The organism is Ectopseudomonas khazarica (genome assembly GCF_004521985.1).
Taxonomy (GTDB): domain Bacteria; phylum Pseudomonadota; class Gammaproteobacteria; order Pseudomonadales; family Pseudomonadaceae; genus Aquipseudomonas; species Aquipseudomonas khazarica.
In genome coordinates, this window is sequence record NZ_SBHZ01000023.1 from 25,037 (window position 1) to 40,174 (window position 15,138).

At 63.6% G+C, this 15,138-nt stretch carries 16 protein-coding genes; 11 read left to right on the forward strand and 5 right to left on the reverse strand.

The window, feature by feature from the left end; translation table 11 throughout:
• The first annotated feature begins 65 nt into the window (after window positions 1–65).
• Complete coding sequence (bsrA, locus tag EPK82_RS22625; RefSeq protein WP_134678114.1) at window positions 66–968, forward strand: LysR family transcriptional regulator BsrA; 903 nt, start codon at window positions 66–68, stop codon at window positions 966–968.
• Between the two features lie 34 nt (window positions 969–1,002).
• Window positions 1,003–2,229 (forward strand): glycosyltransferase family 4 protein, encoded by a 1,227-nt coding sequence (locus tag EPK82_RS22630; RefSeq protein WP_167494396.1) that lies wholly within the window; start codon window positions 1,003–1,005, stop codon window positions 2,227–2,229.
• 282 nt (window positions 2,230–2,511) lie between these two features.
• Here the strand turns inward: EPK82_RS22630 and EPK82_RS22635 are convergent, their stop codons facing one another.
• The 4 genes from EPK82_RS22635 to rluD all read right to left on the reverse strand — a co-directional run bounded on the left by EPK82_RS22635 (window position 2,512) and on the right by rluD (window position 6,240).
• Complete coding sequence (locus tag EPK82_RS22635) at window positions 2,512–3,621, reverse strand: NADH:flavin oxidoreductase (RefSeq protein WP_134678116.1); 1,110 nt, start codon at window positions 3,619–3,621, stop codon at window positions 2,512–2,514.
• A gap of 27 nt (window positions 3,622–3,648) precedes the next feature.
• Window positions 3,649–4,239: a TetR/AcrR family transcriptional regulator gene (locus tag EPK82_RS22640; RefSeq protein WP_231499282.1), complete on the reverse strand. Its 591-nt coding sequence runs from the start codon at window positions 4,237–4,239 to the stop codon at window positions 3,649–3,651.
• A 298-nt stretch (window positions 4,240–4,537) separates the two neighbouring features.
• A complete protein-coding gene (gene pgeF, locus EPK82_RS22645; RefSeq protein ID WP_134678117.1) occupies window positions 4,538–5,269 on the reverse strand; it encodes a peptidoglycan editing factor PgeF in 732 nt (243 codons plus the stop codon).
• The gene (rluD, locus tag EPK82_RS22650; RefSeq protein ID WP_047590232.1) at window positions 5,266–6,240 is read right to left on the reverse strand and encodes a 23S rRNA pseudouridine(1911/1915/1917) synthase RluD; all 975 of its coding nucleotides are present in this window, start codon (window positions 6,238–6,240) and stop codon (window positions 5,266–5,268) included. The genes pgeF and rluD overlap by 4 nt, the downstream gene beginning before the upstream one ends.
• A 272-nt stretch (window positions 6,241–6,512) precedes the next feature.
• Between rluD and EPK82_RS22655 the strand changes: the two genes are divergently transcribed.
• The 4 genes from EPK82_RS22655 to EPK82_RS22670 all read left to right on the forward strand — a co-directional run bounded on the left by EPK82_RS22655 (window position 6,513) and on the right by EPK82_RS22670 (window position 10,805).
• Complete coding sequence (locus EPK82_RS22655; protein ID WP_134678118.1) at window positions 6,513–7,505, forward strand: outer membrane protein assembly factor BamD; 993 nt, start codon at window positions 6,513–6,515, stop codon at window positions 7,503–7,505.
• Between the two features lie 138 nt (window positions 7,506–7,643).
• Window positions 7,644–7,880 carry a PP0621 family protein gene (locus EPK82_RS22660; protein WP_037046756.1) on the forward strand — a complete coding sequence of 79 codons (237 nt, stop codon included), beginning with the start codon at window positions 7,644–7,646 and terminating at the stop codon, window positions 7,878–7,880.
• Window positions 7,881–7,887: 7 nt separating this feature from the next.
• Entirely contained in the window at window positions 7,888–9,462 is a 1,575-nt protein-coding gene (locus EPK82_RS22665) for a sensor histidine kinase (RefSeq protein ID WP_134678119.1), read from the forward strand.
• 2 nt (window positions 9,463–9,464) lie between these two features.
• Window positions 9,465–10,805 carry a sigma-54-dependent transcriptional regulator gene (locus EPK82_RS22670; protein ID WP_134678120.1) on the forward strand — a complete coding sequence of 447 codons (1,341 nt, stop codon included), beginning with the start codon at window positions 9,465–9,467 and terminating at the stop codon, window positions 10,803–10,805.
• A gap of 36 nt (window positions 10,806–10,841) precedes the next feature.
• Here the strand turns inward: EPK82_RS22670 and thiO are convergent, their stop codons facing one another.
• Window positions 10,842–11,942 carry a glycine oxidase ThiO gene (thiO, locus tag EPK82_RS22675; RefSeq protein ID WP_134678121.1) on the reverse strand — a complete coding sequence of 367 codons (1,101 nt, stop codon included), beginning with the start codon at window positions 11,940–11,942 and terminating at the stop codon, window positions 10,842–10,844.
• 105 nt (window positions 11,943–12,047) lie between these two features.
• Here thiO and EPK82_RS22680 point away from each other — a divergent pair, with 105 nt between their 5' ends.
• The 5 genes from EPK82_RS22680 to EPK82_RS22700 all read left to right on the forward strand — a co-directional run bounded on the left by EPK82_RS22680 (window position 12,048) and on the right by EPK82_RS22700 (window position 15,104).
• Window positions 12,048–12,569, forward strand: a complete 522-nt coding sequence (locus EPK82_RS22680) for a GspH/FimT family pseudopilin (RefSeq protein WP_134678122.1) — start codon at window positions 12,048–12,050, stop codon at window positions 12,567–12,569.
• A gap of 96 nt (window positions 12,570–12,665) precedes the next feature.
• A complete protein-coding gene (locus tag EPK82_RS22685; RefSeq protein WP_134678123.1) occupies window positions 12,666–13,136 on the forward strand; it encodes a GspH/FimT family pseudopilin in 471 nt (156 codons plus the stop codon).
• Window positions 13,136–13,597: a type IV pilus modification protein PilV gene (pilV, locus tag EPK82_RS22690; protein WP_134678124.1), complete on the forward strand. Its 462-nt coding sequence runs from the start codon at window positions 13,136–13,138 to the stop codon at window positions 13,595–13,597. Before EPK82_RS22685 ends, pilV begins: the two co-directional genes overlap by 1 nt.
• Window positions 13,594–14,628 carry a PilW family protein gene (locus EPK82_RS22695; protein ID WP_134678145.1) on the forward strand — a complete coding sequence of 345 codons (1,035 nt, stop codon included), beginning with the start codon at window positions 13,594–13,596 and terminating at the stop codon, window positions 14,626–14,628. Before pilV ends, EPK82_RS22695 begins: the two co-directional genes overlap by 4 nt.
• Window positions 14,625–15,104 carry a pilus assembly PilX family protein gene (locus EPK82_RS22700; protein ID WP_134678125.1) on the forward strand — a complete coding sequence of 160 codons (480 nt, stop codon included), beginning with the start codon at window positions 14,625–14,627 and terminating at the stop codon, window positions 15,102–15,104. Before EPK82_RS22695 ends, EPK82_RS22700 begins: the two co-directional genes overlap by 4 nt.
• Window positions 15,105–15,138: the final 34 nt, after the last annotated feature.

Below are 15,138 nucleotides of genomic sequence, written 5' to 3' on the forward strand. Positions count from 1 at the left end.
GATTGACAACAGTCTAGGCCCGGCCAAATCATTCGAATAATGGATATTCTGAAAGAGCATTATCCTTGATAACGAATTTGCGCCAGCTCGACCTCAACCTGCTGCTGGTCTTCGACGCGCTGATGCAGGAAGGCAACCTGACCCGTGCCGCCCTGCGTCTGCACCTGAGCCAGTCGACCGTGAGCAATGCCCTCGCCCGCCTGCGCCGGCAGCTGGGCGAAGAGCTGTTCCAGCGCACCGCCCGCGGCATGACGCCGACAGCGCGTGCCCTGGCGCTCTATCCGCCGGTCCGCCAGGCGTTGCACCTGTTGCAGTCCGGCCTCGGTCCGGCGGAGCCCTTCGCTACCGATGCGCCGCATGTCTTCAATCTGTCGCTCAACGACTACGCCCAGGCGGCGCTACTGCCGACGCTGCAAGCGCACCTGGCGGACGTCGCGCCGCAGGTGGAGCTGGTGGCACAGGGCGACGATGCCGACAGCATGCTCGCGCGCCTGGAGAGCGGCACCCTGGACCTGGCCATCGACTACCTGCACCTCGACTCGCCCGACCTGCAGTACGCCCCGTTGCGCGAGGAGACGCTGGTAGTGATCGGCCGCAAGGACCACCCGGCATTCATCGGCGGCCTCAGCCTCGCGGACTACCAGCAGGCCCGCCATGCGATCGTCACGCCACGCGCCGGACGCGGCTCGCCGCTGGAGATCGTGCTCGGCTCCGCCAGGGTCAGACGCCAGGCTGCCCTGCACCTGCCCAACTACCTGCCGATTCCCGCCATCGTCGCCCAGACCGACCTGCTTGGCACGGTGCCGGAGCGCCTGGCCGCCAGCTTCGCGCCGATCTTCGGCTTGCAGGTCGCGCCCCTGCCGCTGGATATGCCTGCGGTGCAGATCAGCCTGATCTGGCATCGCCATCGCCAGCACGACCCGGCGCACATCTGGCTGCGCGACCAGCTGCACGGCCTGCGCCTCTGACACACAAGCGTCATCCGAGCGTCATGTTCACTACATGACCCGCGCAGAGACTGCGTACATGAACGCACCGTCCCTGCACATCGCGCTGATCAGCGAAACCTTCCCGCCGGAGATCAACGGCGTCGCCAACACCCTCGGGCGCCTGGTCGATGGCCTGCGCGGCCTTGGCCATCGCGTGCAGCTGATACGTCCGCGCCAGGAGGCCGATCAGGCCACGACGGCCGACGCCGACCTGCTGCTCACGCGCGGCTGGCCGCTGCCGGGCTATCCCGGCCTGCAATGGGGCCAGTCCTCGCTGCACAAGCTGCTGCGGCGCTGGAAACGCCAGCGCCCGGACGTGCTCTACATCGCCACCGAAGGTCCGCTGGGGCTCTCCGCGCTGCGCGCGGCCAGGCGCCTGGCGATCCCGGTGGTCAGTGGCTTCCACACCAATTTCCAGCAATACACCGGTCACTACGGCGTCGGCCTGCTGACCCGGGCGATGACCAACTACCTGCGCTGGTTCCACAACCGCACACAGATGACCCTGGTGCCGAGTGTCGGCCAGAAGGTCGAGCTGGAACGCCGCGACTTCGAGCGCCTGGCGCTGCTCGCCCGCGGGGTCGACAGCCAGCTGTTTCACCCGGGGCGGCGCTGCGATGCGCTGCGCGAAAGCTGGGGCCTGGGGCCGGACGACCTGGCGGTGCTGCATGTCGGTCGCCTGGCGGCGGAGAAGAACCTGGGGCTGCTGGTGAAGGCCTTTCAGGCGCTGCGACTCAAGCACCCGCACAGGCACATGCGCCTGATCCTGGTCGGCGACGGGCCACTGCGCGCCAGCCTCCAGGCACAACTGCCGGATGCCCTGTTCTGCGGCCTGCAACGCGGCGAGACGCTGGCGAAGCACTACGCCTGTGGCGACCTGTTCCTGTTTCCCAGCCTCTCGGAAACCTTCGGCAACGTGGTACTGGAAGCCCTCGCCTCGAGCCTGGCCGTGGTGGCATTCGATCAGGCCGCAGCCGCCCAGCACATCCATCACGGGCACAACGGCATGCTCGCGCGTCCCGCCGACGAGGCCGGCTTCTGCGACGCAGCCTGCGAACTGCTGGAGGACGCCGAGACCCTACGCGGCATGCGCCTGAATGCCCGCCGGCATGCCAGCCATCTCAGCTGGGAGGGCATCGTGGCACTGTTCGAACAGCATCTGCGCAACGCCATGCAGCCACGGGCGGAAATCAGCGTGAATACGCAACTGGCTCCTGGGGCAGGCGACAACCGCCCGTGAGGGCAACGGGCGGATCGCACGTCGCCCGCCTGCAGACGCAAAAAAGCCCCGATGTGCCGCAATGCTGTTTACACCAGAAGTGGTCAGACGCGATCAGTCCCCTCGCCCCCTTGGGGAGAGAGGAAAACTGGCAGTTCTGCGGCATCTTCAGCCCTCTCCCCCAGCCCCTCTCCCATAAATGGGAGAGGGGAGCCAAACGCGTGCAACCTTAGATGAACAGCATTACCGACGTGCCGGGGCCGAAAACTGGGCGTCGGATCACGACGCCCAGTTCACAGGGGCTCAGACCAGGGTGGTCAGCGCATCCCGGCTGAATGGCAGGATGTCCTGCTCACGCCCTTCGCGGACCTTCAGCGCCCAGTCCGGGTCGACCAGCAGCGCGCGGCCCACGGCCACCAGGTCGAATTCCTCCTTGCTCAGGCGCTCGAGCAGGTTCTCGATGCTGGCCGGCTCGGCGACCTTGTCGGTCTTGACCATGAACTGCAGGAACTCGCCGTCCAGGCCGACGCTGCCGACGGTGATGGTCGGTTTGCCGGTGAGCTTGCGCGTCCAGCCGGCCAGGTTGAGGTCGCTGCCCGCGAACTCCGGCTCCCAGAAACGACGGGTCGAGCAATGGAAGATGTCCACGCCAGCCTCGGACAACGGCTTGAGGAAGGCCTCCAGTTCTTCCGGGGTCTGCACCAGGCGTGCGCTGTAGTCCTGCTGCTTCCACTGCGAGAAACGCAGGATGATCGGGAAGTCCGGGCCGACCGCCGCACGGACCGCCTGAATCAGCTCGATGGCGAAACGCGAGCGCGCGGCCAGGTCGCCGCCGTACTGATCGCTACGCTGGTTGCTGCCTTCCCAGAAGAACTGGTCGATCAGGTAACCATGGGCACCATGGATCTCCACACCGTCCATGCCGATGGCCTTGGCATCGCGCGCGGCCTGGGCGAAGGCGGCGATCACCTCGTCGATATCGGCCTGGGTCATGCCGTGCACGACCACCTGGCCGTCCTTGACCTTCTCCATCGGACCATAGCCGGGAACGGCGGCATCCGGCTCGGTGCCCAGGCGGCGCACATTACCGACGTGCCAGAGCTGCGGGACGATCTTGCCGCCCTCGGCATGCACCGCGTCGACGACCTGTTTCCAGCCGGCCAGGGCATCTTCACCGTAGAAACGCGGCACGTTCGGGTAGCCATTGGCGGCCTGGTGGCCGACGGTGGTGCCTTCGGTGACGATCAGGCCCACGCCCGCCGCCGCGCGGCGACGGTAGTACTCGATGACCTTGGCGTTGGGCACGCCGCCCGGCGAGAAGGAGCGGGTCATCGGCGCCATGACCACACGGGTCGGTAGCTCGAGGTTTCCGAGACGGAACGGGGCGAACAGGGCTTGAACGGGAGCGCTCATGATCTTTCCTCTGCGATTTGACGGTTATCAGGCCTGCAGCAAGCGCTCCAGGCGGGTGACGAAAGCTTCCAGCGGTTGCAGGCTGTGCCTGACCTTGAGGCGCGCGAGCACGCCCTGCCAGGCATCGCTGATGAAGGTGGCGAGATTGCCGCAGTCCTCGTCGGCCGGCAGTTCACCGGCGGCCTGCGCCTGTTCCAGGCAGCCGCGCAGGATGTCCACCGAAGCCTGCTGGATGGCCGCGACCTCGGCGCCGATGGCCGGCAACATCTCGCTCATCTCGAAACTCAGGCTGCCGATGAAGCAGTGATACTGCGGCGTGTCCTGGCGCGCGAAATGCGCCAGCAGCTCACGGTAATAGCCGAGGATGCGCGCACGCGGGCTCAGTGACGGGTCACTCAGCGCCTGGGCGTAGCGCTGCAGACGCGGGCGGTAGATGAACGCCAGCGCCTGCAGGGCGAAGTCTTCCTTGCTGGCGAAATAGTGATAGAAGCTGCCCTTGGGAATGCCGGCAGCCTGGACGATCTCCAGCACACCGGTACCGTGATAGCCGCGACGGGTCATCACCGCCGAGCCCTTGCTCAGGATCAGGTCACGCTTGTCGAGTCGAATGCTGTTCATGGCGCCGAGCATATGACCGGTCGTCTCGCCCGGCCCAGCACTATTGATGATGGTGATCAAGGGCTAGAACGAAAGCCTGCCTGGACAGCCTTTTCGAACCCGATACCACGCTGGACCGATGGGGCGTATCCACTAGCGACGAAGTAATGACAAACCTGCAGGAGCGGCTTCAGCCGCGAAATGCATCGCGGCTGAAGCCGCTCCTACGGTCCGCACAGACCGCTCTGCCAGTTTTTTTCCGGATGAGACTGGACGAACGCTGTTCTGCTGGACCGACAAGGCGCGATCCACCCTGCGCTCAGGGCTGCAGCCAGATCAGCGAGGCGAAACGCCCGGTGCGGGCGCTGCGGCGATAGGAATAGAAACGCGCGTCGTTGTAGGTGCACAGCCCGCCACCGAACACCGCGTTGACGCCAATGGCCGCCAGACGGATGCGCGCCAGCTGATAGATGTCGGCCATGAACTTCCCGGCGTTGGCACCGGGCACGAAGGCAGCGGCCGCCGCGCCATGCTGCTGCACGAAGGCGTCGCGCACTTCGCCACCGACCTCGAAGGCCGCCGGACCGATGGCCGGACCGAGCCACACCAGCAACTCCTGCGGTGCGACGTTCAGCGCCTGCACGGTTGCCTCGAGCACGCCGCCTGCCAGCCCGCGCCAGCCGGCATGGGCCGCGGCAACCCGGCTACCGGCGCGGTCGCAGAACAGCGCCGGCAGGCAGTCGGCGGTCATCGCCGTACAGGCGATACCAGGTTGTTCGGTCCAGTTGCCATCGGCTTCGATGACCCTTGTCGGGTCCGCCTCGGCCACGACGATGCCATGCACCTGGCGCAGCCAGGCCGGTTGGCAACCCAGGGTTGCGAGCAGATGGCGCCGATTGGCCAGCACCGCAGCCGGGTCGTCATCGACATGATCACCGAGGTTCAGGCTGTCGAACGGCGCCTGGCTGAAACCGCCATTGCGGGTGGTGACACAGGCCCGCACGCTGGCGGGCGCCGGCCAGTCCGGGCGCAGCCAGTCGTGGGCCGTCACCCGACGAACGCCTCGCGGTCCTGGCGCAGCAGGGTCAGCAGCCAGACCAGGTCATCCGGCAGCGCCGACTCCCACTTCATGCGCTTGCCCGTTGCCGGGTGATCCAGTTCGAGAAAGCGCGCATGCAGGGCCTGGCGGGGAAATTCCTTGAGGCTCTGCACCAGGCTCGGGCTGGCCGCCGGCGGGATGCGGAAACGCCCGGCATAGACCGGGTCGCCCACCAGCGGATAGCCGACGTGGCTCATGTGCACACGAATCTGGTGGGTGCGCCCGGTTTCCAGCTTGACCCGCACATGGGTGTGCGAACGGTAACGCTCCAGCACCCGATAGTGGGTGATCGCCGGCTTGCCGCCGTCGGTCACCGCCATGCGCTGGCGCTGGCTGGAACTGCGCCCGATGGGGGCATCGATGGTGCCACCCGCGGTGATCACACCCACGCTGATGCACTCGTAGATACGGCTGACGGTACGCTTCTGCAGTTGCTCCACCAGGTTGGTCTGCGCCTGCAGCGTCTTGGCCACCACCATCAGCCCGGTGGTGTCCTTGTCCAGACGATGGACAATGCCGGCGCGCGGCACATTGACGATGTCCGGCACGTGATGCAGCAGGGCATTGAGCAAGGTGCCATCGGCATGCCCGGCGGCCGGATGCACCACCAGCCCTGCTGGCTTGTCGATCACCAGCAGGTGCTCGTCCTCGTAGACGATATCCAGCTCGATATCCTGAGCCACCCACTCGCCCTGCGCTTCCTGCTCGGCATCGAGCACCAGGCTCGAGCCCGCATGCACGGTGTCACGCGGACGCGCCACGGCGCCATCGACGGTCAGGCGTCCTTCCTTGATCCAGGTGGAAAGGCGCGAGCGCGAGTACTCGCCAAACAGCTGCGCGGCCACCTGGTCGAGGCGTTGGCCGCCCTGTTCGAAAGGGACGACGGCCTGGAGTTGGATCAGTTGCTTGTCTATAGAGGTCATCTTCAGAAACCGTTCAAAAATCTGCTGCGCGTCTGCCCTGCTGCGTTGAAAACAGGCTCGGATGCTCATTTACGGCGCGTAAACTCCGCGTCCTCGCCTTGCATTGCTCCAGCTCGCGAAACGTTGAACAGGCTCTTGGGCAACGGCGGGAGCCTGGCCTTTGGTTTCGGCGACAGGCTTGTGGTTAAATACGGCGTCTTTGCCCCAGGGTTTTCCGGGGGCGTTCATCATAACAGGACGGCCGCGCGGCCGTCACAGGGACGCAAGCCGCCATGCAAGTGAAACACCTGCTGCTGATCGCCATCCTCGCCCTTACCGCCGCCTGCTCTTCCAAGCAGCCGGAGGTCGATGAAAACCTCAGCGAGGTGGAGCTGTACCAGCAGGCCCAGGCCGACCTGGACAACCGCAGCTACACCCAGGCCACGGCCAAACTGAAGGCGCTGGAATCGCGCTATCCGTTCGGCCGCTACGCCGAGCAGGCCCAGCTCGAGCTGATCTACGCCTACTACAAGAATGCCGAACCGGAAGCGGCCAAGTCGGCGGCCGAGCGCTTCATTCGCCTGCACCCGCAGCATGCCAACGTCGACTACGCCTACTACCTCAAGGGGCTGGCTTCGTTCGACCAGGACCGCGGCCTGCTGGCGCGCTTCCTGCCGCTGGACATGACCAAGCGTGACCCCGGCGCCGCGCGCGACTCCTACAACGAGTTCGCCCAGCTCACCAGCCGCTACCCGACCAGCCGCTATGCCCCGGACGCCAAGCAGCGCATGATCTACCTGCGCAACCTGCTGGCCGCCTACGAAGTGCACGTCGCCCACTACTACCTGACCCGTCAGGCCTACGTCGCCGCCGCCAACCGTGGTCGCTACGTGGTGGAAAACTTCCAGGAAACCCCGTCGGTCGGCGATGGCCTGGCGATCATGACCGAGGCGTACCAGCGCCTGTCCCTGGACGACCTGGCCGCCAGCAGCCTGGAAACCCTCAAGCTCAACTACCCGGATCATCCGAGCCTGGAAAGCGGCGAATTCGTGCCGCTTGAAGAAGAGTCCGACAACCGTTCCTGGCTGGCCAAGGCGACCCTCGGCCTGATCGAAACCGACACGCCACTGCCGCCGGGCGAAACCCGTGCGAGCCAGGACGTCATCCGCCAGTATGAAGAAGCCGAACAGCAGATTCCGAGCGAACTGCAGCAGGATGCCAAGACCGGCGAGACCGAGAAGAAGCGCTCGTTCTGGAGCTACCTGACCTTCGGCCTGTTCGACTGACCGACAGGTCATGCGATAAGGGAGGCCATGGCCTCCCTTTTTATTGCCTGGAAACAGCTCACAGGCTACTCCCCTGCCACTGTGCCGATGCCATCAGCTTGGCTAAACTGGCGGCTTTGAACGGATAAAGAGCACGATATGGGCCTGTTTCGCCTGCTGTTCTGGGTCGCCATCATCTTCGCCGGGATCTGGATCTGGCGTCGCTTCATCAGCAACGCCAGGAAACCCAGGTCCCGTGAGGACGCGGCAGCGCCCATGGTGCGCTGCGCCCACTGCGGGGTGCACATTCCCAAGACTCAGGCGCTGAGCCAGGACCAGCAGTGGTACTGCAGCCAGGGCCACCTCGAACAAGGCCCTCGTACCGGTGATCGCTGAGGCAGGCATGCAGGATGGAGCCCAGGGGCGACGCATCCTCCGGCTCTATCATTTCTATCGTCTGATCATCGGCCTGGCACTGGTTCTGCTGATCTCCAGCAACCTCGACGAACAACTGCTGGATGTCGTGCACATCGGCCTGTTTCGCACCGGCAGCTGGGCCTACCTGATCCTGAACATTTTCATCGCAGTGCTGGTGCAGAAGCCCAAGCACCTGGCGCAGCTGTTCAGCCTGGCCCTGGTCGACGTGATCTTCCTCTCCGGCCTCTTCTACGCGGCCGGGGGCACGCCGAGCGGCATCGGCAACCTGCTGGTGGTCGCGGTGGCGATCGCCAACATCCTGCTGCGCGGGCGCATCGGCCTGCTGATTGCCGCCGTCGCCGCCATGGCGCTGATCTACCTGACCTTCTACCTGAGCCTCAGCCGCCCCGTTGCCGTCGCCCAATACGTCCAGGCCGGCGCGCTGGGTGCGCTGTGCTTCGCCGGTGCACTCTTCATCCAGGGCATCACCCGTCGCCTGCAGTTGAGCGAGACCCTCGCCGAGCAGCGCGCAGCCGACGTGGCCAACCTGGAGGAGCTCAACGAGCAGATCATCCAGCGCATGCGCACCGGCATCCTGGTCCTGGACACCCAGCACCGGGTGCTGCTGGCCAACCAGGGCGCGACGCAGTTGCTCGGACGCGGCGAACTCAGCGGCAAGATCATCGACCCGCACTGCCCCGAACTGCTCAAGCGCCTGCAACAGTGGCTGCACAACCCGAGCATGCGCCCGGACAGCCTGCAGGCACAGGTCGACGGCCCGGTGCTGCAGCCCAGCTTCATCTCCCTGCAACGCGGCGAGCAGCAGCACACCCTGGTGTTTCTCGACGATATCTCGCAGATCGCCCAGCAGGCGCAGCAGCTCAAGCTGGCCTCGCTCGGCCGTCTGACGGCAGGCATCGCCCACGAGATACGCAACCCGCTCGGCGCCATCAGCCACGCCGCGCAGTTGCTGCAGGAGTCGGAAGACCTGCAAGGCCCGGATCAGCGCCTGGCGCAGATCATCCAGGATCATTCCAAACGCATGAACCTGGTGATCGAGAACGTGCTGCAACTGTCGCGCCGGCGCCAGGCCGAACCGCAGTTGCTTGACCTGAAGTACTGGCTGCACCGCTTCGCCAGCGAGTTCCGCAGCTCGGCGCCAAGCGACCGACAGATCCACCTGGAGACCCGGGGCGGCAGCCTGCAGACGCGCATGGACCCTCACCAGCTGACCCAGGTACTGACCAATCTGGTGCAGAACGGCCTGCGCTATAGTGCTCAGCAGCACCGCCTCGGCCAGGTCTGGCTGCAGCTGTTCCGCGACGAGAAGAGCGACCTGCCGGTGCTCGAAGTGCTCGACGATGGCCCCGGCGTCTCTGCGGAGCAGGAGCAGCACATCTTCGAGCCGTTCTTCACCACCGAGAACAAGGGAACCGGGCTCGGCCTGTATATTTCCCGTGAACTGTGCCAGAGCAATCAGGCCCGCCTCGACTACAAACCTCGCGAGGGTGGCGGCAGCTGCTTCCGCATCACCTTCGCCCACCCGCGCAAACTGAGCTGACCATGACCCGCCAGAGAGCCCTGATCGTCGACGACGAACCCGATATCCGCGAACTGCTGGAAATCACCCTCGGACGGATGAAGCTGGACACCCGTAGCGCGCGCAACGTCAAGGAGGCGCGCGAGTGGCTGGCGCGCGAGCCCTTCGACCTGTGCCTCACCGACATGCGCCTGCCGGATGGCACCGGCCTCGATCTGGTGCAGCACATCCAGCAGCGCCACCCGCAGGTACCGGTGGCGATGATCACCGCCTACGGCAGCCTGGACACGGCAATCAACGCCCTCAAGGCCGGCGCCTTCGACTTCGTCACCAAGCCGGTCGACCTCGCCCGCCTGCGCGAGCTGGTCGCCGCCGCGCTGCGCATCCGCTCCCCGGAAGGTGACGAGGCGCCGGTCGACAGCCGCCTGCTGGGCGACTCGCCACCGATGAAGTCGCTACGCAAACAGATTCAGAAACTCTCGCGCAGCCAGGCGCCAGTTTATATCAGTGGCGAATCCGGCAGCGGCAAGGAGCTTGTCGCGCGCCTGATCCATGAACAGGGGCCGCGCATGGAGCACCCCTTCGTGCCGGTCAACTGTGGCGCGATCCCTTCGGAGTTGATGGAAAGCGAATTCTTCGGCCACAAGAAAGGCAGCTTCACCGGCGCCATCGAAGACAAGCAGGGCCTGTTCCAGGCCGCCAATGGCGGCACGCTGTTCCTCGACGAAGTAGCGGACCTGCCGCTGCCGATGCAAGTCAAGCTGCTGCGCGCGATTCAGGAAAAGGCCGTGCGCGCGGTCGGCGGCCAACAGGAAGTGGTGGTCGACGTACGCATCCTCTGCGCCACCCACAAGGACCTGGCCGCCGAAGTCGCCGCCGGGCGCTTCCGCCAGGATCTCTACTACCGTCTCAACGTCATCGAGCTGCGCGTGCCGTCCCTGCGCGAGCGCCGCGAGGATATCGCACAACTGGCCGAGGTCATGCTCGCGCGCCTGGCGGAGGGCTCCGGACTGGCCGCAGCCAAGCTGCAACCCGATGCGCTGGAGAAGCTCAAGAACTATCGTTTTCCCGGTAACGTGCGCGAACTGGAGAACATGCTCGAGCGCGCCTACACACTGTGCGAAGACGACCAGATCAGGCCGTCCGACCTGCGCCTGGCCGACGCCAGTGCCCCCACTGGCGAAGTCGGCGAAGCCTGCCTCGCGCAGATCGACAACCTCGAGGACTACCTCGAGGAAATCGAGCGCAAGCTGATCATGCAGGCCCTGGAGGAAACCCGCTGGAACCGCACGGCAGCGGCGGAGCGCCTGGGCCTGACCTTCCGCTCGATGCGCTACCGCCTGAAGAAGCTGGGTATCGACTGACGAGACGGGCCTGCGTTGTCATGCAGGCCCTTTCATCTACTGCAGGCGCGCGGCAGGCGCATAAGGCGCCGGATCGATGATCGGTTCGCGACCGAGCATCAGGTCGGCCAGCAACTGACAGGACGCCGGCGCCAGCACCAGCCCGTTGCGGAAATGCCCGCAGTTGAGCCACAACCCGGGGTGCGAGGCCAGTTCGCCGATGAACGGGATGCCTTCCGGCGAGCCCGGTCGCAACCCCGCCCAATGCCCGACCACCTCGGCATCCCTGAGCGCAGGCAGCAGCTCCTCGGCGGAGGCCTTGAGGCTTTCCAGCGCGTCAGCGGTCGGCGTCTTGTCGAAACCTGCGTACTCGAGCGTGCTACCGACCAGGACGTGCCCGTCGCGCCGCGGGATCGCATAACGCCCCCTGGCCAGCACCATGCTCGGCAGAAAACTCTCGGCGCACTTGTAGAGGATCATCTGCCCTTTCACCGGCTCGACCGGCAAGCGCAGACCCAGCGTCGCGAGCAGCTCGCCACTCCAGGCACCGGCAGCGAGCACCACTCGTTCGGCACGCACCTCACCCTCAGCGGTGGTCACCCCGCGCACGCGTCCGCCTTCGTGCACGAAGCCGCTCACCGGACAATGCTCGCGCACCTCCACGTTGGGCATTGCCGCCAGGGCTGCGCGCAGCGCCTTGACCAGCCGGGGGTTCCGCACGTTGGCCACACCCGACATATGAATGGCGCGGGAGAACCCCGGCCCCAGCACCGGCACCTGTCGGTACGCCTGATCGATGTCCAGCGACAGCAGAGGACGTCCCTGACGCCCGGCCCACGCCAGCGCCTCGGTCTCGTCATCCATGTCCAGCCAGTACAGACCCGTGACATGCACCTCGGGGTCGATCCCCGTTTCATCCAGCAAGCGCTGTCCGAACCCCGGATAGAAGTCCTGCGACCAGTGCGCCAACGCCGTGACCGCGGCACTGTAGCGCCAGGGGTAAAGCGGCGAAACGATCCCGCCACCGGCCCAGGAGGATTCCGACCCGACCTGCGAGGCCGCCTCACACAGAACCACCCGGGCTCCCTCCGACGCCAGGTTGCAGGCACTCAGCAAACCGATCACCCCGCCACCGACAACAACTACATCAGCCCCCACTGCGCCCCCTTATACCGAACGACGATTTGACAATACCCAGCCTTGCTGTAGAACCGATGAGAGGCCAGGAAGGCCCCAGATCATTTGTGCAAAAGGATACTTGCCATGCTCTGTCTACAACGCGCCCAAACCCTGCCCGAGTTGCTCATCACTCTAAGCGTTCTCGCCGGCGTGCTCGGCTTAATCACCCCTGCACTCAGCACTATGCTACAGAACAGCAGGCATACCAGTGAAATCAACCAGCTCCACAGCAGCATCAACTACGCCAGAGCGATGGCCATCCGCACAGGCACGATGGTCAGCATCTGTTCTGGCGACGACAGATGCGCAGGCACTCGCCGCTGGCGAGGAAAACTATTGATATTCGTTGACGCGAACCAAAGCGGAACGCTTGACGGAGATGAACAGCTGTTGAAGGTCATGGATATCGATCCACGTCACAGCTGGGACTGGGCAAACTTCCGCCAGCGCACCTACCTGAGCCTTCGCCCCAACGGCATGACTCACAGCCTCAATGGCACCTTCACACTCTGCGACGGAGATCTCGCGATTCGCGGTATCGTGATCAACATCACAGGCAGGGCAAAGGCCAGCGAGCGGGCCGATCCAGATAGATGCCGGGATTAGCCGTTCGCTCTGACGAAGTGACCAAATATCCCTGCGGGCTTCATCTTGGACGAAAGCCCTGCAATGCTCTACTGGTCGATAATTCCAGGACCGGTCATGCACTATTCCAGAGCTTTCACCCTGATAGAACTGATGGTCACTCTCGCCGTATTGGCGGTGGTCATCAGTCTCGCTGCACCGTCATTCAGCAATATGCTTCAGGAGAATCGCCTCTCCGCGCTGACCAATGATCTTCAGGGCGCATTGCAGCTTGCTCGGTCCGAGGCCGTGAAACGTCGCGCCAACATCACCATTTGCCGCAGCAATGCCGATCAAGACAAGTGCGAGAATGGCACGAACTGGGCCGGCGGCTGGCTGATGATGGCCGGCAATGAAGTCCTCAAGATCTGGGACCCCGTTCAGGGTGTCGTCGTTACCGGCCCCAATACCGGCATCATCTTCCGTAGTAATGGCATGGCCTCAGCACAGAACTGGACAGTGACCCACTCAGCCTGCTCGGGCCAACAGAAGCGCACGCTTTCCGTCAGCGCCACCGGAAGCACGACCCTAACGAAAGGCAGCTGCTAATGACCCCATTCACAGTTCCGCGTCAAAACGGTGCCACGTTGATCGAGGTGCTGATCGCTATCGTCGTACTCTCGATCGGTTTGCTCGGCCTGGCCGGTTTGCAGGTCACCAGCGTCCAGAGCAACCACAGCGCCTACCAACGGTCACAGGCAACCTTGCTGGCTTACGACCTGGCTGACCGCATGCGCGCCAACCGCACCGAGGCCCTGACCAACGCCTACTTGGTCGACTTCCCGACCTCCTCCAGCAGCAACGCTGTCACCGGTACTCGTGGAGAAAAGGATAAAGCCGAATGGCTCAACAACCTTGCCCTCAAACTGCCAGAGGGCACAGGCAAGGTAGAAAAAGACGGTTCGATCGTCATCATCCACGTCCGCTGGAATGACGACCGTGGGCGCATCGCAAAAAGTAACGCTGCAGCAGGCTCTCCCCAGCTCTTTACCTACCGGACAGAAATATGACTCGTACATTCCAACGCAGCCAGTCCGGACTCTCGCTGGTCGAGCTGATGATCGCCATCACCCTCAGCCTACTTCTGATCGCAGGCGTACTGCAGATATTCCTGTCCAGCAAACAAACCTACAGCACCAACAACGCACTCTCCCGCGTCCAGGAAAGCGGAAGATTTGCGATGGACTTTTTAACCTATGACATTCGCAATGCGGGCTACAAAGGGCAATGCATGGGCGAGCCCAACAACATGCTGGACACCTCAGACAACCTTTTCGACTTGAATGATCCTATACAAGGCTGGAACAACTCAGCCCCCTCTCATCTTAGCGGGCAAAGCGTAGTGGCCAATACGGATGTCCTGCTATTGAAACTTGCGACTGGCTTGGGCGACTTTATTGCGGATGGAGGAAATACCACAGGACAGCCGAATCTGGATGTAGACCAGGCAAAAAGTGGCTCCAATGGCACGGGCATTCCTGCTGGCACCATCACGCTCGTTTCCGACGCGTTGGGCTGCGACATATTCCAGAACACGGCCGACAACAGTGCCAATGTCTTGCAGCAGAGCGGCGGCAATGTAACGCCGGGAAACAAGAACCCTCCTGGCGGCCCAAACAAAGAATACTGGAGCCATGCTTACACCGGTGAAATGGAAATATTGACGCTTCAAAATGCCATCTACTACATACAAAACAACAATGGCCGGCCACCTTCGTTAGCCCGTAGGCGCCTGCAAGTTTCCGGCACCACTTCCGGCTTTATTGCCGAGGAACTGGTGGAAGGGGTCCAAGACATGCAGATAACCTACGGCATTGCAGGCATAGACAAGCAAGTCACCAACTATGTGGATGCCAGCGCAGTGACCAACTGGGACAATGTGGCATCAGTGCGCATTGAACTCCTGGTCGTGAGCGCTGACACCAATGTCGTACCCGAGAATCAGGTTGTCGCCTTCAACGGCTCTAACGTCACAGTATCCAACCGCCGCCTTGCTCAAGTCTTTTCTACAACGATCGGCATCCGGAATCGTCTGCCATGAACCCAACATCACATATCAGCCTTCCGAAAAGCGAACGCGGCGCCGTATTGATCGTCGCCCTGATCATGCTGTTGCTGCTCACGATCATTGGCCTGAGCAGCATGCGCGGCACCGCCCTGCAAGAGAACATGGCCAGCAACATGCGAGACAGCAACCTGTCACTGCAGGCCTCGGAAGCTGCCTTGCGCAAAGGCGAAGAGGCGGTAACCAAGAAGTTTCTAGACGGCACGCTGAACACCTTGGAAACCGCAGATGTTACAGCCACCTATAGCAACTTCCCCGGCACCAGCAAAGACCCTGAATACAAGATCACTTTGCTGGCAAAGATCAGAACCAGCACCGAAGCAGGTGCGCCTATCGATGACGAAGGCGCAATGGTTCGCGTTGAGTCCGATGGTTACGGACTCAACGTAAACGACAGCAGCGCCCCCACGTCACAGACCCAACTCCGCTCCACCTTTTTGGTCGAGCAGTAAACATTTGCGACTCGACTAATGCTACCGGAGTGCA